The following is a 24016-nucleotide window of genomic DNA, read 5'->3' as shown; positions in this document are numbered from 1 at the left end:
ACGGTGATCCGGTGAGCCACGCGCGACGCGAAGACCCGTTCCTGCCGGAGCACGAGGACATCACCGGGCTGATCCCCCGGGGCCTGCGCATCAGCGCGGCGCTGGCGTGGCGGTTCATCGTCGTGATCGCCGCGCTGTACGCGGTGGTCTGGGTGATCGGCTACCTGTCCGTCGTCATCATCCCGCTGTCGATCGCCCTGCTGCTGTCGGCGCTGCTCGCGCCCGCGGTGCAGAAGCTGGTGGCGGTGAAGTTCCCGCGCGGGCTGGCGACGGCGATCGTGCTGGTCGCCGGGCTGGCGGTGCTGGGCGGGCTGCTGACGTTCGTCATCACGCAGTTCTCCTCCGGCCTGCCGCAGCTGCAGCAGCAGCTCAACGACAGCCTCAACCAGATCAAGGAGTGGCTGCTCAACGGCCCACCGCACCTGCGCCAGGAGCAGATCCAGGACTTCATCAACCAGGCGATCGGCTTCATCCAGAACAACCAGGCGTCCATCACGACGACCGCGCTGACGACGGCGAGCACCGTCGGCGAGATCCTCACCGGCTTCCTGCTGACGCTGTTCATCACGATCTTCTTCCTCAGCGGCGGCGACGGCATCTGGACGTTCCTCGTCCGCGCCGTGCCCCGCCGGGTCCGCAACCGCGTCGACGTCGCCGGGCGCCGCGGGTTCGCGTCGCTGGTCAGCTACGTGCGGGCGACGGCCGCGGTGGCCGTGGTCGACGCGGTCGGCATCGGCGTCGGGCTGTGGATCATGGGCGTGCCGCTGGTGATCCCGCTGGCGACGCTGGTGTTCATCGGCGCGTTCATCCCGATCATCGGCGCGGTCATCACCGGCGGTGTCGCGGTGCTGATCGCGCTGGTGACGAACGGGTTCATCGGCGCGGTGATCGTGCTGGCCATCGTGATCGGCGTGATGCAGCTGGAGAGTCATATCCTGCAGCCGCTGCTGCTCGGACGCGCGGTGAAGCTGCACCCGCTGGCCGTGGTGCTCGCCATCACCGCCGGCCTGGTCGCGGGCGGGATCGCCGGCGCGCTGCTGGCCGTGCCGCTGCTGGCGGTGCTCAACGCCGGCGTCCGGTCGCTGCTGCACGAGACCAACCCGGACCCGGCCGAGGTGGACGTCCTGAAGGACCAGGCCGCGCAGCCGAACGACGCCGAGCCGGGCAGCCCCAAGGCGGAAGTGCCGACGCGCGGCGACGAAGACGAATGACCACCACGCGGACGCCCGACCCGATCACGCCGATGTGGCGTGGCGTGCTCGCGTTCCGCGTGCTCACCTGGGCGTTCGCCTGCGGCACCGTGATCGTCCAGAGCGGGCACTACCAGCGCGAGTGGCTGGCCTGGACGATCCTCGGCGTGATGGCCGTCTGGTCGGTGCTCAGCAGCTTCCTCTACCTGCGCGAGCGGACGCGGCCGCCGGCGCTGGTCGTCTTCGACCTGGTGCTGACGACCGCGTTGCTGCTGACTTCGCCGTGGGTGCTCAGCGACGCGCAGTTCGCGCTGAACGTCCCGCTGATCACGACGGTGTGGGCGGCCGTGCCGCCGGTCGCGGCGGGCGCGCGCTTCGGCGCGGGCGGCGGGGTGCTGGCCGGGCTGGTCGTCGGCGTGGCGACCGGGCTGGCGCGGGAGAAGTTCGACCTCGACGTCGCCCGCGACGGCGTCCTGCTCGCCGCGGCCGGGCTGCTGGTCGGCATGGCCGCGACGATGGGCCGCCGGTCCGCGGCGCGGCTCGAGCAGGCGCTGCGGAAGGAAGCGGCGACGGCCGAGCGGGAACGGCTGGCGCGGTCGATCCACGACAGCGTGCTGCAGGTGCTGGCCCGCGTCCGCAAGCGCGGCAACGAAGTCGGCGGCGAAGCGGCCGAACTGGCGAGGCTCGCCGGCGAGCAGGAGATCGCGCTGCGGTCGCTCGTGACGACCGAACCGCTGACGCCGAACGACCGCGGCACGGCGAGCCTGCGTGCCGCGCTGCAGCTGCTCGCGACGTCGTCGGTGCAGGTCTCGACCCCGGCGGACGACGTCGAGCTGCCGGCCCACGTCACCGACGAACTGGTGGCCATCACCCGCGAAGCGCTCTCGAACGTCGAGAAGCACGCGGGCCCCGAGGCGCGGGCGTGGGTGCTGCTGGAGGACCTCGGCGGCGAGGTCGTGGTCAGCGTCCGCGACGACGGACCGGGCATTCCGGACGGCGTTCTCGAGCGAGCGGCCGCGGACGGGCACCTCGGCGTGGTGGAATCCATCCGGGGGAGGGTCCGCGACCTCGGCGGGAGCGCGACCCTCGACACCGGGCCCGGCCGGGGCACGGAGTGGGAGGTCAGGGTGCCGAGCACGAGGGGTGCGAGATGAGCGACGAGCCGCGGATCTCCGTGATGGTGGTCGACGACCACCCGATCTGGCGCGACGGGGTCGCCCGCGACCTGACCGAGCACGGCTTCGACGTCCGCGCGACGGCGCCGGACGCCGACGCGGCGCTGCGCATCGCGCGGACCGTCCAGCCGGACGTCGTGCTGATGGACCTGAACCTGGGCAGCACGTCCGGGGTGGACGCGACCCGCGAGATCACGTCGGCGCTGCCGTCGACGAAGGTGCTGGTGCTGTCGGCGAGCGGCGAGCACAAGGACGTCCTCGAGGCGGTGAAGGCCGGCGCGTCCGGCTACCTGGTGAAGTCGGCGTCCGCGGCGGAGCTGGTGGACGCCGTGCACCGGACCGCGGCCGGCGACCCGGTGTTCACCGCGGGCTTGGCCGGGCTGGTGCTCGGCGAGTACCGCCGGATGGCCGACGCGCCGGCGGAAGGCGCCGAGCCGCCACGGCTGACCGAGCGCGAGACCGACGTCCTGCGCCTGGTCGCGAAGGGGCTGACCGCGCGGCAGATCGCCGAGCGGCTCGTGCTGTCGCACCGGACGGTGGAGAACCACGTGCAGTCGACGCTGCGGAAGCTGCAGCTGCACAACCGCGTCGAGCTGGCCCGGTACGCGATCGAGCACGGCCTCGACGAGGAATAGTCAGGGCAGCACCGCCAGGCCCGACCAAGTGTCCCTCGGCAGCTTGGCCTGACCCAGCCGCCACTGCGGTTCGCCGGGGTGCCAGGCGGCCAGGACGTCGTCGGCGAGCACGAGGTCACCGGCGTCCGACCAGTCGAAGCCGCGTTGGAGGTGCTCGGTGACGAACGGCATGCCGGGAGCGTGGTCCCAGGTGGGCCCGTCCGGGCGGAGCAGCCAGATGTCCCGCGTCTGCGTGCTGGTGGCGCGGTAGGCGTGGTTGGCGAAGTCGACCGCCCAGATGGCTCCTTCACGCGAGGGCACCACGGTGGGTGCCGGGCCGATCGAGGGCCGGTTGAGCTTCTTGCTGCTGTTCTCCCGCAGGTCGACCAGGGTCAGGTCGGTCAGGCCGTCGAGCAGCAGCCAGTCGCCGGCGGCGCCGAGGATGCGCGGCGCCTGCCGGACCGTGCGGCCGGTCGCCGGTTCGATCAGGGCGTCGGTCGATTCGGCGGCGCCGGCGTTGATGGTGATCAGCAGGCCGTGCCGGGTCTCGGCCCGCACCCCGGTGCGGCAGCTGGCGGGCCGGCCGCGGCCGAGCTCGCCGTTCGTGAACGAGACGTGCTGGAGGCGGCAGTCGTCCGGCGCGTCCTGCCGGATCAGCCAGACGCCCTCGCCGTCGGCGTCCGGACCCGCCGACCGGGCGCGGCCGAGGGAGCGCGGCGGGCTCGCCGGCCCGGTGTACTCGAGGATCTCGAAGGGTTCGACGCCTTTCGGGTACTGCGGGCGGACCGTCAGGACGAGGTGTTTCCCGACCCGCACGACGTCGAACCGGACGTCACCGCCGGGGTAGCCGGGCAGGGTGGCCGCCGGGCCGCGGTCGGCGTCGAACAGGGTGGGTGCGACGGTCGGCAGCAGCGCGGTGACGCCGATGCCGCCGGTCGCCTGGACACCGGAGAGTTCCGCCAGCGGACCCGGCGGCGCCGGCGGCGGCGGCGGCGGGAGTTTGTTCGTGCACGCGGACAGCAGGACAGCGGCCGCGACGGCGGCAGCGGCGCGGAATACGGGTCCGTTCAGGGTTTTCCCCCGATCTCCCTGGTGAAATCCGGTTCTACCATCATGGGCATGGGCGAGGAAGAGACCGCGGCGGCGGAACCGGTGACCGAAACCAAGCCGTTGAGCGAGCGCGATCTCCGGGTGTCCGACGACGAGCGCGAGCACGTCGTCGGGGTCCTGCAGAAGGCGATCGGCCGCGGGATGATCGACCTGGACGAGTTCACCGAGCGCACCGACCGCGCGCTGGCGTCGCGGACCCGCGGCGAGCTGAACGCCGTGCTGGCCGACCTCGCCGGGCTCTACCACCCGGCGGCCGCGATGGCCGCCGCGCCGTCGTACGCGGCGCCTGCGCCGGCGCCGGGCTTCTCGCCCGGCCGGCGGTTCGAGCTGAACGCGAAGTACTCGTCGCTGGTCCGCAGCGGGCCGTGGGTGGTGCCGCCGGAGATGGTCGTGCGGAACAAGTACGGCTCGACGAAGCTCGACTTCACCGAGGCCCAGGTCCAGTCGCCGGTGGTGCACATCGAGCTGGACGCCAAGTGGGGTTCGGTCGAGGTCATCATCCCGGAGCACGCGGCGGTCGACGTCAACTCGATCACCGACGTCAAGTTCGGTTCGCTGGAGGACAAGACGCGCAGCAACGGGCACATGGGGAACCCGCGGTTCGTGCTGAGCGGCCGGGTCCACGGCGGCTCGCTGGTCATCCGGCACCCGCGGCGCGGGTTGTTCGGCTAGCCGGGGCCCCTCTGCCCCCGGCGTCAAGAAGGCCTCCCCACCCAGGCATCGGGTGGGGAGGCCTTCGCTTACGCGACCCGGAGGTTCTTCGCGACGAAGCCGACGAGGACGGCGAACGCGACGGCGGCGAGCCCGGCGACGACGTGCAGGCCGGCGGCGAACCCGTGCGCGTGGACGACGGCGTTGCCCAGCGTCCCGACGGTCGCGATGCCGAGGGCGTAGCCGAACTCGTTGACGGTCTGGGCCAGCGAAGCGGCGGCGCCGGCCTTGCGCTCCGGAACCGAGCCGACGACGAGATCGGTCCCGAGCGCGACCATCGGCCCGACGCCCAGCGACGTCACGGCGAACCCGAGCGCGGGCCACGCCGGCCCGGCCGCGGGGTCGGCGAACGCGAGGATCGCCATCCCGGCGGCGGCGAGGGCGACCCCGCCGGCGATGAGGACGTTCGTCTTTACCCGGCGCGCGAGGTGCGGCGCGGCGAGGAAGCTGACGGTCGAGGAAGCCATCCCGGGCAGCAGCCCGAGCGCGGCCCCGACCGGCGAGAGGTGCTGCGCGACCTGCAGGAACTGCGCGGTGGACAGCATCGTGGTGCCGCCGAGCATGCTGAACAGGAGCATCCCGCCGAGCGTGGTGCGGAAGGCCTTCGCGGCGAAGAGGCTGAAGTCGACGAGCGGGTCCTTCAGGGCGCGTTGCCGCTTGTAGAAGACGTATCCGACGGCCAGGCCGATGATCAGGGAGGCCGCGGGGACCGGGTGGAAGCCGTCGCGGGCGAGCTCCTTGACGCCGTAGACGGCGGGCAGGATGGCGGCGAGCGAGAGGAAGACGCTGGGGAGGTCGAGCCGGCCGGCCTGCTCGTCGCGGTACTCCGGCAGCAGCTTCGGGCCGATGATCAGGAGCAGGACCATGGCGGGGACGCCGAGCAGGAAGACCGAGCCCCACCAGAAGTGTTCGAGCAGCAGGCCGCCGACCATCGGCCCGATGATGGCGCCGACGGTGAAGCAGCCGGCCCAGATCCCGATCGCCTGCGCCCGCTGCTGCGGGTTCTTGAAAAGCGTCCCGATCAGGGAAAGCGTCGAGGGCGCGAGGGTGGCACCGGAAATCCCGAGCACGGCCCGCGCGGCGATGAGCATCCCCGCGCTGGTGGCGAAGGCGGCGCCGATGGAGGCGAGCCCGAAGGCGGCGGCCCCGATGAGCAGCAGCTTCCGCCGCCCGATCCGGTCACCGAGGGTCCCCATGGTGACCATGAACCCGGCGACCATGAAGCCGTAGGTGTCCATGATCCACAGCTGCTGGGTGCCATCGGCGTGCAGCCCGGCGGCGATCTTCGGCAGTGCGAGGACGAGTACGAAGACGTCGAGCGAGACGAGCAGGGTGGGCAGGGCCAGCACGGCCAGCCCGATCCACTCCCGGCGCCCGGCCTTCGCCGTCTCGGCCGGCGCTCCGCTCGGGGCTCCCGGCGCTTCGGCGGTGATGGTCATGGCTGCGTCCTCTCGGCTCGGTGGTGCTCTCACCACTTCGTCGAGCGGGCGCGGCCGAAATCGACAGCTCTTGGTTTTCGGCTGGAAAGCCGTGAAGGCCACCTCGCGGTCGAGGCGGCCTTCACGACGGTTGTGTCAGGTTGTCCACACCCCTCGTGCATTGGGGACAACTCGGCGCATCCAGGTTCGCACAGTCCGGCACTGTCGGTCACGATCGATAGACTGAAAGTGGGGGGGCGCCCCCCGGGACAGTGGCGGGTCGAGTCGAAATCCGCCGGTCGCGCAGTCGTCGGTGCAGCTGTCGGGAGGCCGCCTTGGTCAGGGGCGAGCCGCCGCGCGCGCCGCCGCCGGGTCCGAGGTCGCCAGTGCCGCTTCCGCCAGCGCCTCGCATTCCGCAAGGGTCGCCGACGCCAAGCTGGCGCCCACCGCACGGACCGCCGGCGCGTTCATCGACAGGCTCGTCAGGCCCAGACCCGCCAGGACCAGCGCGAGCCGCGGGTCCGCCGCCGCTTCGCCGCACACGCCCGCCGGCTTGCCCGTGGCCTTGGCCGCGTCGCCGATCAGCTTCAGCAGGCGCAGCAGCCCCGGCTGCCACGGGTCGTTGAGCTTCGCGACCGCGCCCAGCTGGCGGTCCGCCGCGAACGTGTACTGCGCCAGGTCGTTCGTGCCGACCGAGACGAAGTCGACGACGTCGAGGATCTCGCGGGCGCTCAGCGCCGCCGCCGGGATCTCGATCATCACGCCGGCCCGGGCGACGCCCGCCGCGCGGACGCGCTCGGCGAACCAGGCGGCTTCCTCGACCGTCGCGACCATCGGGGCCATCACCGAGACCTCGGCACCCGAGTCCTCGGCCGCGCCGGCGATCGCCACGAGCTGCCGGTCCAGCACCTCGGGGCGGTCGAACGCCACGCGCAGCCCGCGGACGCCGAGCGCCGGGTTCGGCTCGGCTTCCGGCGAGAGGAACGCCAGCGGCTTGTCGGCGCCCGCGTCCAGCGTCCGCACGATCACCGGCTTGCCGCGGAACGGCGAGAGCACCGCCGTGTACGCGGCGCGCTGCTCGGCGACCGACGGCTCGTCCGAGGCGTCCAGGTAGCAGAACTCGGTGCGGAAGAGGCCGACGCCCTCGGCGCCCGCGTCGGCCGCGGCCTGCGCGTCAGCCGGGGAACCGACGTTGCCGTAGACCTTCACGCGGTGGCCGTCGGCCGTCGCGCCGGTGCCGTTCCAGTCGGCGAGCTGCGCGACCGTCGCCGTGACGACCGGCGCGGACGGGTCGGCGACCTCGACCGTGCCCGCGTCACCGTCGACCGCAAGCGCTTGCGCGTCCAGGGCCAGCAGGCCGCGCACCGCGACGACGGCCGGGATGCCCAGCGCCCGCGCGAGGATCGCGGTGTGGCTCGTCGGGCCGCCCTCTTCGGTGACCAGGGCGAGCACCTTGGCCGGGTCGAGGCCCGCGGTGTCGGCCGGGGCGAGGTCGCGCGCGACCAGCACGCTCGGCGACGCCAGCTCGGGCACCCCCGGCGGCGCGATGCCGAGCAGCTCGGCGATCAGCCGGTCGCGCACGTCGCGCACGTCGCGGACGCGCTCGGCCATGTACCCGCCCGCGGCGGCCAGCGCTTCGGCGAAGCCTTCCGCGGCCTGGTAGACGGCACGCGCGGCGGGCAGCCCCTGCGTCTTGACCAGCGTTTCGGCCTGGGCCGCGAGCGCCGGGTCGGCCGCCATCGCGGCGGTGGTGATGAGGATCGTCGCGGCCTCGCCGGTGGCCGTCTCGGCCTGCTTCTCGAGCCGCCCCGCGACGACCGCGGCGGCGGGCGTGATCCGGGCGGCTTCGGCGGCGGGATCGGCCGGGGCCGGGGTGGCGGCGGGCTCACCGAGCGGCTCCGCGACGCGGACGACGGGACCACTGGCACGGCCGGGGCTGACGGCGACCCCGGACAGAGAGTCAGACATGGTCTAGACCATAGCTCAGATACGTCTGGATATCTCGTGGCGGCAGGCACAAGCCTCGCTGACGCACCTGTTCGAGCACCGGCCGGACCTCCTCGTGCCACCAGGCTTCGGCCAGTTCGCCGCGGCTGCGCACCGGCCGTCCGGCCAGCATACGGCGGAAACCCCAGGCCTCGGCCGAGTCGGCGAGCCGGAACCAGTCGGCCGGGTCGTCGAGCCAGAGCCCGAGCCGGACGTCGTCGGGGAGCGGGACGCGCTCGAGGAACATCCGCTCGGCGGTCTTCGACGGCAGGTCGGCGAGCGTCAGGCAGCGCAGCGCGCAGGCGACCGTGCTGATCCAGCGGACCCGCGCGCGGATCGTCGTGGCGCCGCGGGCCCGGGCGATGGCGACGCGGTGGTGGCCGTCGTCGACGAAGAACATGTCGGAGAGGCGCACGAGCCGCACCGGCGGGAGGTCGGCGGTCGTCCGCGTCAGCCGGTCCCAGCGGTCGCGCAGGGCGCGGTTGCGCGGCCGGAACTCGCGGTCGAAGTCGCCGGCGCGGGCGACCGTGCCGACGATGCCCTCCAGCGGGACGTCGTACACGCCTTCGTCGACCTCGGTCTGCTTGCCGAGCGCCTTGAGCGTTTCGTCGAGCGGCATGATCGCGAGCCGGTCGGGGCGGCGTGCGTCCGCGATCGCCCTCAGCTGTGCGGCGTAGCCGCGCCACCAGGCCGAACCGAACGAATCGCCCATGTGATGGGCAACACAAGCCGTCGGACGATCATTCCCCCAGGTCGGCGGCGGTCGGGTAGGACGGCTGCGCGCCGGCCCGCGTGACGCTGAAGGCCGCGACGCGCACCGCGCGCTTCGCCGCGTCGACGAGGTCCGCGCCGTCGGCGAGCGACGCGGCGAGCGCGCCCGCGAAGGCGTCCCCGGCGCCGGTGGTGTCGACGGCCTCGACCGCCGGCGATTTCAACTCGGTCGTGGCGTCCTTTTCCACCACGACGGCACCGGCCGCCCCGAGCGTGACGACGGCGGCCCGCGGCCCGAGCCCGAGGAGCTTCCGGAAGTCGGCGCCGGGCCCGGTCAGCCAGGCGGCTTCGTGCTCGTTGACCAGCAGGACGTCGAGCTTGGCGAGCGTCTCGGGGGAGAGCTCGGCCGCCGGCGACAGGTTCAGCAGGACTTTGACGCCCTTTTCGGCGGCCCGCGCGACGGCGTGTTCGACGGTCGGCAGCGGTACTTCAAGCGACGCGACCATGATCTCGACCCCGTCGAAGACGGCGTCGACGTCAGCGGGCTCCAGGCTCGAGTTGGCGCCGGGCGAGACGAGGATGGCGTTCTCGCCGTCGGGAGTGACGGTGATGTAGGCGATGCCGGTCGGCCGATCGCTCGTCCGGACGAGCCCGGTGTCGACGCCGGCGGCACGCAGCGAGTCGAGCAGCAGCCGCCCGTAGGGATCGTCCCCGACGGCCCCGAGGAGCGCGACGTCCGCCCCGAGCCGCCCGGCCGCGACCGCCGTGTTGGCTCCCTTGCCACCCGGCGAGAGGACGGTGTCCCCACCCAGTACGGTTTCGCCACCCGCCGGCCGCCGGTCCACGGCGACGACGAGGTCGGCGTTGGCGGATCCCACAACGAGTACGTCCGAGTTCATACCGCACTGTCCCACGAAAGCCGTCCGACCAGGTCGGGAAGGGTGCGCAAGAGGAAAGTGAAGGTTTTTGTAACTTATCCGGCGTTGAGTGCGACAATCATGCGAGCAGCGGATACCCGTCACTCGATCGGGGGATGTCCGTCCCCCGGCCGTCACTTCCCGGACCGGTCCCGCTCTCCAGGTGCGTCATCACGCGAGACGTGGTGACGGTGCCCCAGCCGGCGAGAGCCGGAGAGGGCATCAGGTCGCCGGCGCCGATCACGTAGCCCCCCGAGTGATCGGCGTCGGCGGCGCCCCCACCTCGCGAACGAGGGCCGCGGCGGCGCCCGGCGACAGCTTCGGAACCACCGTCCGTTCCTCGCCATCCGGCGAAATGACGTGGAGAGCGACGTACAGCCGCCGGTGAAACGCGCGGACGGTCGGTCATGCGGTCACCGTCGCCTCGTCCAGTTCGGCGGTGAACACGCGGAACCGGTTCGGCTGGTGGACCGCCATCGCTTCTCGCACCTGACGGGCAGCGGCATCGCTGAACGCCTCCGGCAACCGGTACGCGCCCTTCTCGCCGGGCAGCCGATGCGTTCCCAGCTCGGCCCCGAGCTGCCAGAGGCCGCGCAGTTCACCGCGCCGTCCAGGAGCCGCGTCCGTGAGAAACAGGTCGATCACGCGGAGCACGAGGCCGTCGTGGTCGATCGTGGTCAGCCTGATCTCCGCGATCTCGGTCCAGTCGAGCATGAACGTGGTCTGGCCGCGGCGGTACCAGCCGAATCCGTCGGCCGAGATCGTCACCGCCGTCGCGTAGTCACTCGTGCGGTACCACCGCGGGGTGAAGGCCACCAGCCAGATCGGAGCCGCGAGGCACATCAGTCCAAGGGTGGTCAGGATTTCCCGCGCGTCAGCGGATTCGGCCAGCGCTCCGACGATGGCGAAAACCGCACCGGGAACCATGAGCGAACCGGCGAGCCGCCAGTACTTCGGCCCCGACCACTCGGTGGGCGCTATCTTCCGGCTTCCCCGCCCGCCACCCGGCCCGGCGCCGGCGGCGAGCACGCAAGTCGCCGCCGTGAGCCGAACGGTCGCCTGCCACGGCTCGGTGCGATGCCGCAGCCGCTTCCGCCGGTGCAGTTCGGCCCAGGCGCCGAGCCCGAGAAAGAAGGCGATCCCCGGCGCGACGGACCACCACACGACTGGTTTTTCGGCGGCGCGCCGGAACGTCCGCGAGCCTTCGACCGGCACCGGCTTGCCGATGTCCGCCGGCGTGAGCTCGTTCAGCTGGAACCGCGCCGATCGGGTGTCGCCGTCTTCGGTAGTGACATCGGCGGTGCAGAACCAGTAGAAGCCAACGCCGCCCCGGCTGATCGGGCCGACGCGTTCGCAGGACGTCACCCGGGCGAACCCATCCGCGTCGCCGATCCGGTCCGTACTGGACCATGCCGCGGGCCGTGATGGTCCACAGCGTGAGGACCACGACGAGGACGACCAGCGCCTGGAGGACGAACTTTCCCCACCCCGGCCGACGAGCGCTGGGAACCGATTCGAAGCCGGTCATCTTGATCGACTCAACTCACCCAAGCGACGCCGCCAGGGAGCACCTCGCGGATGTGCGCTTCGAACTCCTTCATCGCAGTCGCGCTCAGCGCGGTGGGCAGCCGGTACCAGCCGTCGGTCTGCCGGAGTTCGTCCAGCTCGGGGCGGCGGAGCGGGAAGTCGTCGCTCGCCGGGCGGAACTCGAGGAGCCGCATCGGCGTCCGCAGCTCGGCGATTTCCGGCCAGGAAACCACAATCTGCCGGTAGTAGGACTTCCAGCGGAGGCCGGCGGCCGACAGCTCCAATGTGATCCGGACCTTCCGCGAACGGTTCTGCTGCCAAGCGATTTCCCGCCAGGACACGCCGACCAAGATCGCGGCGAACACCACCTTGCAGGCGGTGCGGAACCCGTTGTGTGGCCCGAACTCGATCACGGCACCGAGTCCCAGTTCGATCGCGAGGACGAAGAACCGGAGCCACCACTGCGCTGCCCGATCCCAGCCGTTCACGTGGATCTCGACCACCGCCTGGGACGGCCGCACCGGCGGCGGCATCCACTCGGGCACCGCGGCCGCGACCGGTGGTGGCGCGAGGACCGGAGCGACCCGTTCTACCCGGACGCCGACGTGCTTCGCCAGCGCCTCGCGCACTCGCGGAACTTCTCGCTCGTACAGCCCGATCCCGGCCACCAGGAAGTCACCGCCGCCGATGCGGACCAAGCCCCGGTGGTGACTCTCGAAATCGGCCCGAGCCGGGCTGAGCACGACCTGAAAACGCTCGTGCTTCTGCCCGCTCTCGACGACCGACGCGGCGGCGAGTTCGTCCCACCGCAGGGCCCAGACGACGCCGCCGATCACCCGCGAAACGCCGGTCGCATCGACGATCAGCTCATCCCGAACCGGCTTGCGCACCGAACGCCGGACCAGGTTCAGCCCGAGCAGCCCGAAGGCGCCGCCGAAAACCCAGCCCATGACGTCCGGGCCCCGCTGCGTCGAAGCCAGCGCCATCCAGACGAATCCGCCGGAGATGAGGAGCAGTACCGCCGCGAGGATCCAGTACCGGCCCTCAGTCCGCGAGACGACGACGCGGCCGTTGTCCGGCTCGGTCACTCGATCGAGCCGGAGATGCGTTGAGAGCCAGGCTGTTCGAACACCGGCGGCTGGGCGGTCGTCTGCTTTTCCGTCGACTCGTCGTCTTCGCCGCTCCTCCAGTCGTCGATCCCCTCGGCCTTCTTCTTCCGCGACTCCTTGCCCCACTCCTCCTTGGCGTCGTCCCAGAGGTCCTTGCGGAAGTTCTCCCCGAACTTCTCGCCGAACTCCTTCCGGGCGTCGTTCCCGAACTCCTTCCCGACGTCCTTGAGGTTCTCGCCGATCGACTTGTCCGACGAGACGATGTCCTTCCACTTCTTCCGATCAGGGCGTTCCTCGCGAACCTTGTCCAGGAACGTCCGGGTGTCACGCGGTTCGTTCTTGATCAGGCCGCCGACCTTCTTCAGCGGACCCGGCAGGTTTTCCGCGCCGCGCTTCAGGACGCCTTTGACCCGCCGGAAGATGTCGCTGATGCGGTGGAACAGCTCCTGCGCCTTCTTGAAGGCCTTCAGCAGCTTCTTGATCCACTCCATGCACTTGCTGCCGGTCTTGACGGCTTCCGCCGTGCCTTCAGTGGCCATGCCCGCCGGCAGGGCGGGACCCGGGTAGCGACAAGCGATGCTGATCAGCTTGCCGACGCATTCCGAGATCAGGTCACGCACGATCGAGCGCACGACGCTCAAGATCGTCTTGCAGATGTCGACCAGTTTCGAAATTGCGTTGGCCCCGGTCGCGACGCCCGCGTACGTCGCCGCGCGGTCTTCGGCGAAGGCGCGATAGGCATCCGCTGAAGCGCCTTCCCAAGCCGCGCTGTCCTTCTTGACGGTGTCCTGGAGATCGGTGCTGATCTTCTCCAGTTCCTTGCCGACGTTCTCCCAGGTCCCCACCATGTTCTCCAGGGCGACCTGGTCACCGGTCAGCCAGTCGAGCGGTTCCCGCAGCCACGGGAAGAACTCCATCGCCCAGCCGACGGCGGCCGAGGCGAGCGTTCCGATCGGGTCCGCGACGAGTTCCGCGAGGCCGCCGGCGCCGAACGCGGCGTTCACGAGGCCCTCGGTCCAGTTGCCGTCGGCGACGGCGGTGCCCGCGTCCCAGAAGTCCTGGAAGAGGCCGGCGCCTTCGAGCGCGCTGCGGTCGTCCGCGGCGTCCGTTTTGATCAACGGGTTGTCGGCCACGGCTCAGTCCTCCACCTTGAACAGGTCCTTGAACTCCGCTTCGTCGGCTTCCTTCATCTGCTGCCAGAGCTGGATGCGGGTCGCATGGTCGTATGACGACGTCGACGCGGATTCGATCGCGATCTCCGCCACCTGCTGAGCGATCGCGCAGATCGCCGCGAGCGGGATGCCGAGCAGGCCGAACGCTTCGGGGTGCTCGGTCGCGCGGGCGGCTTCCTTGCACTTGTCGATCCGGTCGGTGATCGCTTCGATGTTTTCGCGGTGCTTCTGCAGCTCCAGCGGGTCGACCGCGAAGCCCGGGCCGCCTGGTCCGGCCATGGTTCCCCTCCCTCGCCCGCGCTTCAGCGCAGGTAGTCGCCGTCGCTGAAGTAGTCGTCGTCGTGGCCGTCGTCGGACGACGGGCGCGGCGCGCGCGGCGGCTCCGGCGGTTTGGGCGCCGTGGGCAGCTGCCGCTCCGCTTCCGGCACGAACCGGTCGCCTTCGTCGCGAGGCGCACCCGGCGGCGGGGCGAAGCCCTCCGGTTCGGGTGCCGGGAACGCCTGCTCGAGGCGGCTGACCAGCTGGTTCATCACTTCGGGCCCGACCGGATCGGTGACCCCCGCCTGCATCGCCCCGGCAAGCTTGCTCTGGGCGGACTTGACGGTGCGGAGGATCTCCTCGGCGAGGTCCGGCTTGTCACGCACGCTCATGCCGATCTCCAGGCCGACGAGGTTGCCGGCGTGATCGACCTTGACGCCGATCTGGCCGTCCTTGCTGCGCTCGGAAACCGAGACCGCTTCGATCTCGCTGACCATCCGATCAGCTTTCCGCTGGGACTCCGCCATCCGGGTTTCGAAGTCCGCGATCAGCTGCTCAGGGTTCGTCACGCGAACCTCCCCTGTTCACGTCAGTAGCCGTACGGCGACCGAGTGTGGCACACCGGCCCGACAGTTTCGGGGGAGTTCCGGTTTTCCCCACCCTTCCGTGCGGTAAGCCCCGTGTTCACGCTGGTCAGCGGCTCGTAGCGTGCTTTTCCATGAACATCTCCGACTGGAAACGGACGATCTACGCGGCCCTCGCCCTGCCCACGTACCTGGCGGGTCCGAACGCGCGGACGCGGCTCGCGCGGCGGTGGCTCGGCGCCGAGCCGAAACCGGGTGGCTTCGGCGCCGCCGTCGCGGCCTTTCCGGTCGCCCTGCTGGTCTGGTACCTCGTCGGGCGGATCGGGACCTTCGGGTTCTTCTGGACCGAGGCCGGGGCCGCCGGGTCGTGGGGCGGGCCCTCGCTGGCCGGGGCGTGGGTCGTGCACTTCTTCGCCGCGCTCGGCATGGCAGTGGTGTGCATGTGGGTGCTGCGGCCGCTGACGCGGTGGCAGGTGTGCTCGCCTGACCTGGTCGATTCTTCGCACAGCCGGTAACCGGTGGGGTATTGTCCGTGACGCAAGAGGGGAGATCGAACGCGAGGGGAGCGCGGTTCGGTGGGGTTGTTCGGCGACATGCTCGACGCTGCCAAGCACGTCGGGTCGGAGATCGCGCACGCCGTCCAGTCGGGTGGTGAGCGGCTGGGCAACGTCTTGACCGGCGCGGGCGTCGGCCTGCTCGCGGGCGGGATTCCCGGCGCGGTCGCGGGGGCCTACGTCGGCTCGCAGACCGGGACCGGGGCGGCGAACCCGCAGGCTTCCGGGCTGTCACCCGGCCAGCTGGTCCAGGCCGTGATGACGGGCCCCGGCACCGAGTCGCTGCAGAAGGTGCACCAGGCGGGCGTCGACCAGTCGGCTTACCAGCGGCAGCTCGAGCAGGGCACGCGTGAGCTGACTTCCGGTCTCGAATCCGCGTGGACGGGCGGCGCTTCGGACGCGGCCCGGGAGCGGCTCCAGCCGTTGACGGCGTCGGCGACCTCGGCGTCCACGACGCTGGACCGCAACTCGACGCTGGCCCAGACGCAGATCGACCAGTTCCACCAGATGAAGAACTCGCTGCACCCGGACGTCACCGACCAGCCGCCGACGCGCAGCGCCTGGGACGTCGCGACGCCGTGGGACACCGACACCGAAGACAAGATCAACCAGTACAACCAGAAGGCGCAGGAGAACGTCGAGCGGTACAACGCGTACTCGCAGCAGTCCAGCTCGAACACCGCGGCCCGGACGATCGACTACGGCCAGCTCCGCGAGTACACCGGCGGCGACTTCACGGTGCAGGACCCGAAGAAGCCCGTCGAACCGCCGCCTCGGAAGCGGACGCCGACCGGGGGCGACGACGACCGGTCGATCGGGGCCCAGGTGCAACCCCCGCCGGCGGTCCACCCACCGGTCGTCCAGCCTCCGCCGCCAGGTCAAGTCGCGCCCCCGGGGCAGGTCACACCGCCGACCTCCGGCGTGGACGACGGCGTTCGCGCGCAGAGTTACGTGCCGCCGTCGACGCAGTACCCGCCGGGCTACCAGCCACCGGGGACAGGGTTCGGCCCCGGCTCGGGTCCCGGCGGTGGGTCCGGTCCCGGCTTCGGGCCTGGTTTCGGCCCAGGCGGCGGCTTCGGCCCCGGCGGCGGCTTCGGGCCGGGCTCGTCGTCCGGTGCGAGCGGCGGCACCGGCGCGGGCGCTCGCGGTCCGGGCGCGGCGACGGGAGCCGGCGTCCCGGGCGAAGGACGTCCCGGCGCGGCCGGCGGGGTCCGCGGCGGCGCGTCGGGCAAGCCGGGCTCACCGGGGATGGGCGGCATGGGCCACGGAGTCAAGGGTGGCAAAGGTGAGGAGGACGCGGAGCACCAGCGCGCGTCGTACCTGGTGGAGGCGGATCCGGAGAGCATCTTCGGCGGCTCCGACGAGCGGACAGTGCCCCCGGTGATCGGGCTGTGATCTTCCTGCCCAAGGCCGCGCTGCTCACCGCGTGGGAGTGGGAACGCCACGGCCCACCGCCCGCGGTCCTCGGCGCCGACAACCTCTGGCTCGGTGACGAGACCCGCAAGCGGCTCGAGGAGCAGGTCCTCGACGTCCTGGCATCGCTCCGGCTCGCGGCGGGCGGCACGTTGACGCGGGAGTTCCGCGACGTCTTGCGGGTCCTGGCGAAGGGGGCCCACCAGTTCACGGCGTGGCTGGGCGACATCGAAGCGGACGAGTCGGGCGCGGTGCTCGTGTCCGCCTCCGGGCCCGACGCGCTCCGGCTGATCCGGAAGGACGACACGGTCCGGATCGACGTCGTGGAGCCGTCGCGGCTGGCGGAGTCGCTGGTGGACGTGCTACCGCCGGTGCCGCCGGCGCGGATTTCGGCGGTGTCGATTCCGGAGGCGCGGTTCACGGGCCGCGCGGTGGAGGAGTCGTACGACCTCGACGACCCGACTCTTGATCGCGGCCGCGACCCGCTGCCGTGGGCGCGTCGGCTGATGGCCGCGCGGCGGACTGGGTTGCACCAGTGCTACGCCGTCAACCGGGGTTCTCGCAGCGCGCCGATCACGGCGGTGGACGTGGCTGGGACCGGGCGGGTGCTGACGTACGTGTATCCGGGGCGCGAGCGGATGGTCAGCTTCCAGCCGGGGACCCGGGGTGCGCTGACCGAGGTGCTGTACGCGACCCTGAACGGGTTAGGGGGAGGACGATGACCAGCTCCATCTTCAACGGGATCGGCTTTTGGGCGACGGACCTGGCGGGCGCGGCGCCGCCGCCTGCCGGTGGGCAGGGGTTCGCGATGAGCTCCGACGAGATGCGGGCGATGCTCAAGAAGGCCGAGGACCAGCGGCAGACGATCGAGCAGCAACGCAACAACGCGGAAATCCTTTCGAAGGCCATTCCGCCGGCTGATGAACCGGTCAGCGCTGCTGCGGTCAAAGGACCGAACGGCGTCAATGAGGCGGGCAACTACTACCTGGGCCACCTGATATACCAGTACAACTACCTCACCGAGTTGATCAATCGCCTACGCGCAGCCCTCGGCATCACCGAGGCTGCGGACGACCAGGCGGCCGATTCGCTGAAGAAACGCGGGATTGCCGAATGAACAGGCGAGCAACCATCACGATCGCGGCGATCGCCACGTGCGGGCTGCTGCTCACGGGCTGCACCGAGAAACGGGGATCGGCCAGCCCGGCACCCTCGAGCGCGGAGGCTTCGACCTCGGCCCTTCCGCACGACGGGGCGCCGAAGGTCGACTCGCCCCTGCCGGCAACGGCCCTTGCCGGCAATCCGTGCGACTCGGCGCTCACCCCTGACCAGGTGAGCACATTCCTCGGCGACGCCACCTCGGGCAAGCCGAGTGACAGCGCACTCGGGCCGCTGTGTAACTGGAGCAGCAATTCAGGGAGCGGAGCGGGCTTCGCGATCAGCTACGAGACCAAGTCCGACCAGGGCATCAGCCTGACGTATCAGAACATCCAGCCCAAGGCCGCGCGTTGGAAGCCGCTGGACCCGATCCAAGGCTTTCCGGCGGTCGCCTACGCGAACTTCGATGACAAGCGCTCTTGCGTCGTCGTAGTGGGTGTGAGCGACACGCTCGCGTTTTCGGTCGGGCTGACTCTGGGTGACAAAGCCGCGAGCGAAGGCAAGGACTCGTTCGACATCGCGCCGCAGGTGGCCGACACGGTGCTGACCAACCTCAAGGCGCGCGCCTGAGCTGCACCTTTTCGTTACGGCCGGGATCGCGTTAATGCAAGACTTGTCGTAGTAAGCACCTAGACTGTTCGGATGAGCCACCCCACCCGCAGGGGTCGCGCGCGTGCGGCTACCGAACAGGACATCCGGCGGACCGCCCGGAAGCTGCTCGTCGAGCAGGGGCCGGAGGCGGTCACCCTGCGCGCCATCGCGCGGGAGCTGGGGATCACCGCGCCCGCGCTCTACCGGTACTACGAGTCGCGGGATGACCTCGTCGAGAACCTGCGGCTGGACGTCTGCGCCGACCTCGCTGACGAGCTCGCCGAAGAGATCGCCGAGCTGCCCGACGACGGCATGCTGCAGCTGTTCGCCATCTGCAAGGGTTTCCGGCGGTGGGCGCTCACCCACACGAAGGAATTCACGCTCGTCTTCGCGTCCCCGACCGGGGGTGTGGGCTCGGCGGCCGGGAGCGCGCTGAGCCGGGTCGACGAGCCGTTCGGGCGGATCTTCCTCGCCGCCGCCGGGCGGGTGCTCGCGCGGACCGACATCGTGCTGCCGTCCGCCAGTGGGGTGCCCGACGAGCTGCGGGACGACTTCCAGACCTTCCAGGAGTCGCTGAGCGCCGTGCTCGCCGAGGCCGACCACGACGTTCCGGTGGAGAAGCTCGACCTCGGCGTGACGTACCTGATGATCCAGTTCTGGGCCCGGCTCTACGGGCACGTCACGCTCGAGGTCTTCGGCAACTACCCGATCCCGATGTCCAAGCCGGACGTCCTGTTCGAGGCGATGCTCATCGACCTCGCCCGGGAGATCGGGCTCTACTCCGGCTAGGCCGCGTGGCCGCCGTCCACCGACAGCACCGCCGCCGTCACGTATCCGCTGCCGGGTGAGGCCAGGTACGCGACCGCCGCCGCCACCTCGGACGGCGATCCGTAGCGGTCGAACGCCGTCAACGCGCGCTGGTCCGCCGCATAAGGGCCGTCGGCCGGGTTCATGTCCGTGTCCGTCGGGCCCGGGTGGACCAGGTTGACCGTGATGCCGCGCGGCCCCAGCTCGCGCGCCAGCGCCTTGGTCAAGCCCACCATCGCCGCCTTGCTCGTCGCGTACAGCGCCATGCCCGGGCCGGGCACGCGGTCCGTGACGCAGCTGCCGATCGTGATCACGCGGCCGCCGTCGCCCAGGACGCCGGCCGCGGCCTGAGTCGCCGCGAACACGCCGCGGACGTTCACCGCCAGCACGCGGTCGACGTCCTCCAGCGAAGTTTCGTCGAACGCGCCCACGAAGCCGACGCCCGCGTTGTTCACCAGCACGTCCAGCCGGCCGAACTCGGCCACCGCAGCCGAAACGGCGGCCGAAACCGCGGCGGCGTCCGCCGAATCGGCCTGGACCGCCAGCGCGCGACGGCCGAGGTTCTTGATCTGCTCGACCACCTCGGCCGCCCGCGCGGCGTTGTGCTGGTACGTCAGCGCGACGTCCGCGCCGTCCTCGGCGAGCCGCAGTGCCGTGGCCGCGCCGATGCCCCGGCTGCCGCCCGTCACCAGCGCCACCTTGCCGTCGAGCGTCATCCCCGGTTCTCCTTCGATCGAACGGATTTCCTTGACCGTTCAATCAAATCGAGAACCGGAGCCGAGCACCGGCGGCTTTCCGACAGTGCGCTACAGGACGATGTTGACCAGCCGCCCCGGGACCACGATCACCTTGCGGGGCGAGCCGCCGCCGACCATCGCCGCGACCTTCTCGTCCGCCAGCGCCGCCGCCTGGACCTCGTCCTGCGACGCGGAAGCCGCGACCGTCACCCGGGAGCGGACCTTGCCGTTGACCTGGATCGGGTACTCGACCGAGTCCTCGACCAGGTACTTCTCGTCCACCACCGGGAACGGGCCCTGCACCAGCGAGTCCGCGTGGCCCAGCCGGTGCCACAGCTCCTCGGCCATGTGCGGGGCCAGCGGCGCCAGCATCAGCACCAGCGGCTCGGCCAGCTCGCGCGGCGTCGACGCGGCCGCGCCGTACACCTTGGTGACGTGGTTGTTCAGCTCGATCAGCTTCGCGCCGGCCGTGTTGAACCGCATCTCCGCGTAGTCCTCGCGGACGCCGGCAATAGTGCGGTGCAGTGCCTTGCGGTCCGCCTCCGAAGCGTCCTCAGTGGACACTCGCAGCTCGCCGGTCGTCTCGTCGACGACCAGGCGCCACAGCCGCTGCAGGAACCGGTGCGCACCGACGACGTCCTTGGTCGCCCACGGGCGCGACATGGCCAGCGGGCCCATCGCCATCTCGTAGAACCGGAACGTGTCGGCGCCGTAGTTCTCGGCCATCTCGTCCGGCGTGACGACGTTCTTCAGGCTCTTGCCCATCTTGCCGTACTCCTGGGTGACCTCTTCGCCGTTGAAGAAGTACTTCCCGTCGCGCTCCTCGACCTGCTCGGCCGGGACGTAGACGCCGCGCGCGTCCGTGTACGCGTACGCCTCGATGTAGCCCTGGTTGAACAGCTTCCGGTACGGCTCCTTGGACGTCACGTGCCCCAGGTCGAACAGCACCTTGTGCCAGAACCGCGAGTACAGCAGGTGCAGCACCGCGTGCTCGACGCCGCCGACGTACAGGTCGACGCCGCCGGTGTCGTCCGCGCCGTACTCGCCCGGGCGCGGGCCCATCCAGTACTGCTCGTTTTCCGGCGCGCAGAACGTCTCGGCGTTCGTCGGGTCCAGGTAGCGCAGCTGGTACCAGCAGGAACCCGCCCAGTTCGGCATCGTGTTGATGTCGCGGCGGTACTTCTTCGGGCCGTCGCCCAGGTCCAGCTCGACCTCGACCCAGTCCGTCGCGCGCGCCAGCGGCGACGACGGCATCGAGTCGCGGTCCTCCGGGTCGAACGTCACCGGCGAGTAGTCGGCGACCTCGGGCAGCTCGATCGGCAGCATCGACTCGGGGACGGCGTGGACTTCGCCGGCCTCGTCGTAGACCACCGGGAACGGCTCTCCCCAGTAGCGCTGGCGCGAGAACAGCCAGTCGCGCAGCTTGTACTGGACGGTCCCGGTGCCGGCGCCCTTCTCGGCCAGCCAGTCGATGATCGTCTTCTTGGCCTCGGCGACGTCCATGCCGTCCAGGAAGCCGGAGTTGATCGCGGGGCCGTCACCCGTGAACGCCTTGCCGTCGAAGCCCTCCGACGGCTGCACGGTCCGGATGATGTCCAGCCCGAACTTCTCGGCGAACTCCCAGTCGCGGACGTCCTGGCCGGGGACGGCCATGATCGCGCCGGTGCCGTAGCCCATCAGCACGTAGTCGGCGACGAAGATCGGGATCTGCTTGTCGTTGACCGGGTTCGTCGCGTACGCGCCGGTGAAGACGCCGGTCTTCTCCTTGTTCTCCTGCCGGTCCAGCTCGGACTTCCGCGACGCGGCGACGCGGTACTCCTTGATCGCCTCGGCGGGCGTCGCGGCGCCACCGGTCCAGCGCTCGTCGACCTCCGCGGGCCACGCCGACGTGACCAGCTTGTCGACCAGCGGGTGTTCGGGCGCCAGCACCATGTAGGTGGCGCCGAACAGGGTGTCCGGGCGGGTCGTGAAGACCTCGATCGCGTCTTCGCCGGTCTTGAACGTGACGCGGGCGCCGTGCGAGCGGCCGATCCAGTTCCGCTGCATGGACTTGACCTTCTCCGGCCAGTCCAGCAGGTCCAGGTCGTCGACCAGGCGGTCGGCGTACGCGGTGATCCGCATCATCCACTGCCGCAGGTTGCGGCGGAAGACGGGGAAGTTGCCGCGCTCGCTGCGGCCGTCGGCGGTGACCTCTTCGTTCGACAGCACGGTGCCCAGGCCCGGGCACCAGTTGACCGGCGCTTCGGAGATGTACACCAGCCGGTGGTCGTCGATCACCTTCTTCCGCTCGGACGCGCTCAGCGCCGCCCAGTCACGGCCGTCCGGCGTCGGACGCGAGCCGTCGGCGAAGGCGGCCTCCAGCTCGGCGATCGGGCGCGCCTTGCCCGCCTCGCTGTCGTACCAGCTGTTGAAGATCTGCAGGAAGATCCACTGCGTCCAGCGGTAGTACTCCGGGTCGATCGTGGAGATGCGACGGCGTTCGTCGTGGCCCAGGCCCAGGCGCCGGATCTGGCGCAGGTAGGTCCGGATGTTCTCCTCGGTCGTCTTGCGCGGGTGCTGCCCGGTCTGGACCGCGTACTGCTCGGCCGGCAGGCCGAACGCGTCGAAGCCCATCGTGTGCAGCACGTTGCGCCCGATCATCCGGTGGTACCGGGCGAAGACGTCGGTGCTGATGAAGCCCAGCGGGTGCCCGACGTGCAGGCCGGAGCCCGACGGGTACGGGAACATGTCCTGGACGAACAGCTTGTCGCTGGGCACCGGCTGCCCCTCGACGGCGAGCGGCCCGACGGGGTTCGGCGCGTGGAAGGTCCCCTGGTCGGCCCAGTGGTCCTGCCAGCGCTGCTCGATCTGCCCCGCCAGCGCGGCCGTGTAGCGGTGCGCCGGGACGTCGGTCCCTGTCGCCTCAGTCATGACGTCATCCTTCGTCGCAGCTCCAGAAACAACTCGACCCCTCAGCCACCAGGGCATGAGGGGTCGCCGCGCCGGCCGGGCCGGGCCCGGTCAGCGCGGCAGGCTAAGGAGCAGCCGAGCCGTGTTCATGTGCACATCGTAACTTGCTGGTCAAAGCCGTTCGGAGGGGACCGCCAGTGCGACGAACTGGGTGACCTGGGTCGCGGAGAAGTTGTTGTCGCTGACCAAGATCAAACTGCGCTCACCGCTCGGCAGCTTCGGCCCCCACGTCATGCCCTCGATGTTGTCTACCGTGGACAAGCCGAGGTCGGCCGCGTCGAAGAGGAACCGCTTCTTCACCGGCTTCACGTTCTTGGCGTCGGCCAGGGATTTGACGTTCAGGACGTTCGTCGCGCCCTTCGTGTCGATCTCGTAGACGCGCACCTTGTTGCCGACGCCGGTGACGAACGAGCGTTCCATCATCAGGAACTTCGTCGGGTCGGCCTGGTCGACGGCCAGCATCGACGAGACGCCGGTGGTCGCGAACGCGCCAGCGGGCACCGGTGACGCGAAAATCGGCTCCTGCGGGTAGGCGTACTGCGCCAGCACCGGGCCGAACCGCGACTGGAGGGTGATCCGCGAAAGCGCGCCGGACGTCGTGGTCGGCTCCAGGCCGTCCTGCAGCAGCGGGCCCTCGACCTCGCTGGCCAGCAGGGAGCCGAAGCCGGTGAAGGTGATGCCCTCGAGGACCAGGTTCTGCCGCGGCCCGGCCGTCGGCGTCATCTTTTCGTTCGCGGGGATCGGCAGGTCGCGGACGTATTTTCCGTCGCGGCGCGCCTCGCGGATCGACGGGTCGATCAACGTCGTCGCGGTCCGCTCGCCCTCCTGCGACCAGTAGTAGTCGCCGGTCCACGGGTCGACGCGCAGCTCTTCGGGGTCGATCGTCTGCTCGTTCTGCGGCTTCGAGGGGTCGTTCTGCGCGAGCGGCGGGTACGGCGTGCCGTCCGGGCGCAGCAGTGGCTTCGTGCCGGTGAAGGTGACCGGGCCGACGCCGTTCGCGGACACCGGGAAGGTCGCCGTGTAGAAGCGGGCCGGGTTGATCGCCGACCGGTCGTCGCAGATGAGCGCGTAGCCGCCGGTCCGGGGGTCGTAGTCGATGCTGGACAGGCCGCCGACCGTCGTGCCTTGGAACTGCAGGGAGTTCGGGACGATCCGCTCGCCGAGCAGCCGGATGGGCCGCTGGTGACTCTCGGTGGCACTCGCCGGTGTCGCAGCGAGGATTCCCCCGATCAGGGCAGCGGTCAGGACGGTGGGCAGTACACGCGGTGACATGGCCTGTAGCACAGTCGATCAGGGTATCCGGCAGGTTGCCGGGACGTCACGCT

The 24016-nt window shown here is 70.8% G+C and carries 23 protein-coding genes; 10 read left to right on the top strand and 13 right to left on the bottom strand.

Features of this window, described 5'->3' with window-relative positions:
- The first annotated feature begins 11 nt into the window (after window positions 1-11).
- From ABFJ78_RS02780 to ABFJ78_RS02770, 3 genes are read left to right on the top strand one after another with little or no spacing between them, the layout of a single operon-like run.
- Window positions 12-1211, top strand: a complete 1200-nt coding sequence (locus ABFJ78_RS02780) for an AI-2E family transporter (protein WP_436383998.1) — start codon at window positions 12-14, stop codon at window positions 1209-1211.
- Complete coding sequence (macS, locus tag ABFJ78_RS02775; protein ID WP_436383997.1) at window positions 1208-2344, top strand: MacS family sensor histidine kinase; 1137 nt, start codon at window positions 1208-1210, stop codon at window positions 2342-2344. The genes ABFJ78_RS02780 and macS overlap by 4 nt, the downstream gene beginning before the upstream one ends.
- Window positions 2341-3000, top strand: a complete 660-nt coding sequence (locus ABFJ78_RS02770; protein WP_086675405.1) for a response regulator — start codon at window positions 2341-2343, stop codon at window positions 2998-3000. Before macS ends, ABFJ78_RS02770 begins: the two co-directional genes overlap by 4 nt.
- Here ABFJ78_RS02770 and ABFJ78_RS02765 read toward each other — a convergent pair whose 3' ends face one another.
- Complete coding sequence (locus ABFJ78_RS02765) at window positions 3001-4194, bottom strand: hypothetical protein (protein WP_436383995.1); 1194 nt, start codon at window positions 4192-4194, stop codon at window positions 3001-3003.
- On the opposite strand from ABFJ78_RS02765, the gene ABFJ78_RS02760 reads away from it, so the two are divergent.
- A complete protein-coding gene (locus tag ABFJ78_RS02760; RefSeq protein ID WP_436383994.1) occupies window positions 4099-4761 on the top strand; it encodes a DUF1707 SHOCT-like domain-containing protein in 663 nt (220 codons plus the stop codon). The genes ABFJ78_RS02765 and ABFJ78_RS02760 overlap by 96 nt on opposite strands.
- Before the next feature lie 68 nt (window positions 4762-4829).
- Here ABFJ78_RS02760 and ABFJ78_RS02755 read toward each other — a convergent pair whose 3' ends face one another.
- The 9 genes from ABFJ78_RS02755 to ABFJ78_RS02715 form a co-directional block, all read right to left on the bottom strand.
- Window positions 4830-6239, bottom strand: a complete 1410-nt coding sequence (locus tag ABFJ78_RS02755; RefSeq protein WP_436383993.1) for an MFS transporter — start codon at window positions 6237-6239, stop codon at window positions 4830-4832.
- 318 nt (window positions 6240-6557) lie between these two features.
- Window positions 6558-8186, bottom strand: a complete 1629-nt coding sequence (ptsP, locus tag ABFJ78_RS02750; protein WP_436383992.1) for a phosphoenolpyruvate--protein phosphotransferase — start codon at window positions 8184-8186, stop codon at window positions 6558-6560.
- Window positions 8179-8916 carry a hypothetical protein gene (locus tag ABFJ78_RS02745; RefSeq protein ID WP_436383990.1) on the bottom strand — a complete coding sequence of 246 codons (738 nt, stop codon included), beginning with the start codon at window positions 8914-8916 and terminating at the stop codon, window positions 8179-8181. The genes ptsP and ABFJ78_RS02745 overlap by 8 nt, the downstream gene beginning before the upstream one ends.
- A gap of 28 nt (window positions 8917-8944) precedes the next feature.
- The gene (locus ABFJ78_RS02740) at window positions 8945-9814 is read right to left on the bottom strand and encodes a ribokinase (protein ID WP_436383989.1); all 870 of its coding nucleotides are present in this window, start codon (window positions 9812-9814) and stop codon (window positions 8945-8947) included.
- A 423-nt stretch (window positions 9815-10237) separates the two neighbouring features.
- Window positions 10238-11224, bottom strand: coding sequence for a DUF6346 domain-containing protein (locus ABFJ78_RS02735; RefSeq protein ID WP_436385366.1), 987 nt, complete (start codon window positions 11222-11224; stop codon window positions 10238-10240).
- 146 nt (window positions 11225-11370) lie between these two features.
- On the bottom strand, window positions 11371-12447 hold the full coding sequence (locus ABFJ78_RS02730; protein ID WP_436383987.1) for a hypothetical protein: 1077 nt from the start codon (window positions 12445-12447) through the stop codon (window positions 11371-11373).
- Complete coding sequence (locus ABFJ78_RS02725; protein ID WP_436383986.1) at window positions 12444-13601, bottom strand: WXG100 family type VII secretion target; 1158 nt, start codon at window positions 13599-13601, stop codon at window positions 12444-12446. The genes ABFJ78_RS02730 and ABFJ78_RS02725 overlap by 4 nt, the downstream gene beginning before the upstream one ends.
- A 3-nt stretch (window positions 13602-13604) precedes the next feature.
- Window positions 13605-13919 carry a hypothetical protein gene (locus ABFJ78_RS02720; protein ID WP_436383985.1) on the bottom strand — a complete coding sequence of 105 codons (315 nt, stop codon included), beginning with the start codon at window positions 13917-13919 and terminating at the stop codon, window positions 13605-13607.
- Window positions 13920-13942: 23 nt separating this feature from the next.
- Window positions 13943-14467, bottom strand: coding sequence for a YbaB/EbfC family nucleoid-associated protein (locus tag ABFJ78_RS02715; RefSeq protein WP_436383983.1), 525 nt, complete (start codon window positions 14465-14467; stop codon window positions 13943-13945).
- A 149-nt stretch (window positions 14468-14616) separates the two neighbouring features.
- On the opposite strand from ABFJ78_RS02715, the gene ABFJ78_RS02710 reads away from it, so the two are divergent.
- The 6 genes from ABFJ78_RS02710 (at window position 14617) to ABFJ78_RS02685 (ending at window position 18987) form a co-directional block, all read left to right on the top strand.
- On the top strand, window positions 14617-14997 hold the full coding sequence (locus ABFJ78_RS02710) for a hypothetical protein (RefSeq protein ID WP_436383981.1): 381 nt from the start codon (window positions 14617-14619) through the stop codon (window positions 14995-14997).
- A gap of 60 nt (window positions 14998-15057) precedes the next feature.
- Window positions 15058-16431, top strand: a complete 1374-nt coding sequence (locus tag ABFJ78_RS02705; protein WP_436383980.1) for a hypothetical protein — start codon at window positions 15058-15060, stop codon at window positions 16429-16431.
- Complete coding sequence (locus ABFJ78_RS02700) at window positions 16428-17171, top strand: ESX secretion-associated protein EspG (protein WP_436383979.1); 744 nt, start codon at window positions 16428-16430, stop codon at window positions 17169-17171. The genes ABFJ78_RS02705 and ABFJ78_RS02700 overlap by 4 nt, the downstream gene beginning before the upstream one ends.
- On the top strand, window positions 17168-17566 hold the full coding sequence (locus tag ABFJ78_RS02695) for a hypothetical protein (RefSeq protein WP_436383977.1): 399 nt from the start codon (window positions 17168-17170) through the stop codon (window positions 17564-17566). The genes ABFJ78_RS02700 and ABFJ78_RS02695 overlap by 4 nt, the downstream gene beginning before the upstream one ends.
- Window positions 17563-18177, top strand: a complete 615-nt coding sequence (locus ABFJ78_RS02690; RefSeq protein ID WP_436383976.1) for a DUF3558 domain-containing protein — start codon at window positions 17563-17565, stop codon at window positions 18175-18177. The genes ABFJ78_RS02695 and ABFJ78_RS02690 overlap by 4 nt, the downstream gene beginning before the upstream one ends.
- A 72-nt stretch (window positions 18178-18249) precedes the next feature.
- A complete protein-coding gene (locus ABFJ78_RS02685) occupies window positions 18250-18987 on the top strand; it encodes a TetR/AcrR family transcriptional regulator (protein WP_436383974.1) in 738 nt (245 codons plus the stop codon).
- Here the strand turns inward: ABFJ78_RS02685 and ABFJ78_RS02680 are convergent.
- From ABFJ78_RS02680 to ABFJ78_RS02670, 3 genes are all read right to left on the bottom strand, one after another.
- Window positions 18984-19721: an SDR family oxidoreductase gene (locus ABFJ78_RS02680; protein ID WP_436383973.1), complete on the bottom strand. Its 738-nt coding sequence runs from the start codon at window positions 19719-19721 to the stop codon at window positions 18984-18986. The two genes, ABFJ78_RS02685 and ABFJ78_RS02680, sit on opposite strands and share 4 nt — an antisense overlap.
- Before the next feature lie 90 nt (window positions 19722-19811).
- On the bottom strand, window positions 19812-22652 hold the full coding sequence (gene leuS, locus ABFJ78_RS02675; RefSeq protein ID WP_436383971.1) for a leucine--tRNA ligase: 2841 nt from the start codon (window positions 22650-22652) through the stop codon (window positions 19812-19814).
- 150 nt (window positions 22653-22802) lie between these two features.
- Entirely contained in the window at window positions 22803-23963 is a 1161-nt protein-coding gene (locus ABFJ78_RS02670) for an esterase-like activity of phytase family protein (protein ID WP_436383969.1), read from the bottom strand.
- Between the last annotated feature and the right edge of the window lie 53 nt (window positions 23964-24016).

Source organism: Amycolatopsis sp. MEPSY49 (assembly GCF_051337345.1).
In the GTDB taxonomy this organism is placed as follows: Bacteria; Actinomycetota; Actinomycetes; order Mycobacteriales; family Pseudonocardiaceae; genus Amycolatopsis.
Note: the sequence above shows the minus strand (reverse complement) of the source record. Positions and strands in the feature narration are given on the sequence as shown.

Bases quoted from the DNA above. Each gene is read 5' to 3' on its own strand.
- macS (WP_436383997.1), top strand. From the start codon at position 1,208: ATGACCACCACGCGGACGCCCGACCCGATCACGCCGATGTGGCGTGGC.
- ABFJ78_RS02690 (WP_436383976.1), top strand. From the start codon at position 17,563: ATGAACAGGCGAGCAACCATCACGATCGCGGCGATCGCCACGTGCGGG.
- ABFJ78_RS02720 (WP_436383985.1), bottom strand. From the start codon at position 13,919: ATGGCCGGACCAGGCGGCCCGGGCTTCGCGGTCGACCCGCTGGAGCTG.
- ABFJ78_RS02670 (WP_436383969.1), bottom strand. From the start codon at position 23,963: ATGTCACCGCGTGTACTGCCCACCGTCCTGACCGCTGCCCTGATCGGG.
- ABFJ78_RS02745 (WP_436383990.1), bottom strand. From the start codon at position 8,916: ATGGGCGATTCGTTCGGTTCGGCCTGGTGGCGCGGCTACGCCGCACAG.
- ABFJ78_RS02770 (WP_086675405.1), top strand. From the start codon at position 2,341: ATGAGCGACGAGCCGCGGATCTCCGTGATGGTGGTCGACGACCACCCG.
- ABFJ78_RS02740 (WP_436383989.1), bottom strand. From the start codon at position 9,814: ATGAACTCGGACGTACTCGTTGTGGGATCCGCCAACGCCGACCTCGTC.
- ptsP (WP_436383992.1), bottom strand. From the start codon at position 8,186: ATGTCTGACTCTCTGTCCGGGGTCGCCGTCAGCCCCGGCCGTGCCAGT.
- ABFJ78_RS02710 (WP_436383981.1), top strand. From the start codon at position 14,617: ATGAACATCTCCGACTGGAAACGGACGATCTACGCGGCCCTCGCCCTG.
- ABFJ78_RS02760 (WP_436383994.1), top strand. From the start codon at position 4,099: ATGGGCGAGGAAGAGACCGCGGCGGCGGAACCGGTGACCGAAACCAAG.
- leuS (WP_436383971.1), bottom strand. From the start codon at position 22,652: ATGACTGAGGCGACAGGGACCGACGTCCCGGCGCACCGCTACACGGCC.
- ABFJ78_RS02685 (WP_436383974.1), top strand. From the start codon at position 18,250: ATGAGCCACCCCACCCGCAGGGGTCGCGCGCGTGCGGCTACCGAACAG.
- ABFJ78_RS02695 (WP_436383977.1), top strand. From the start codon at position 17,168: ATGACCAGCTCCATCTTCAACGGGATCGGCTTTTGGGCGACGGACCTG.
- ABFJ78_RS02755 (WP_436383993.1), bottom strand. From the start codon at position 6,239: ATGACCATCACCGCCGAAGCGCCGGGAGCCCCGAGCGGAGCGCCGGCC.
- ABFJ78_RS02680 (WP_436383973.1), bottom strand. From the start codon at position 19,721: ATGACGCTCGACGGCAAGGTGGCGCTGGTGACGGGCGGCAGCCGGGGC.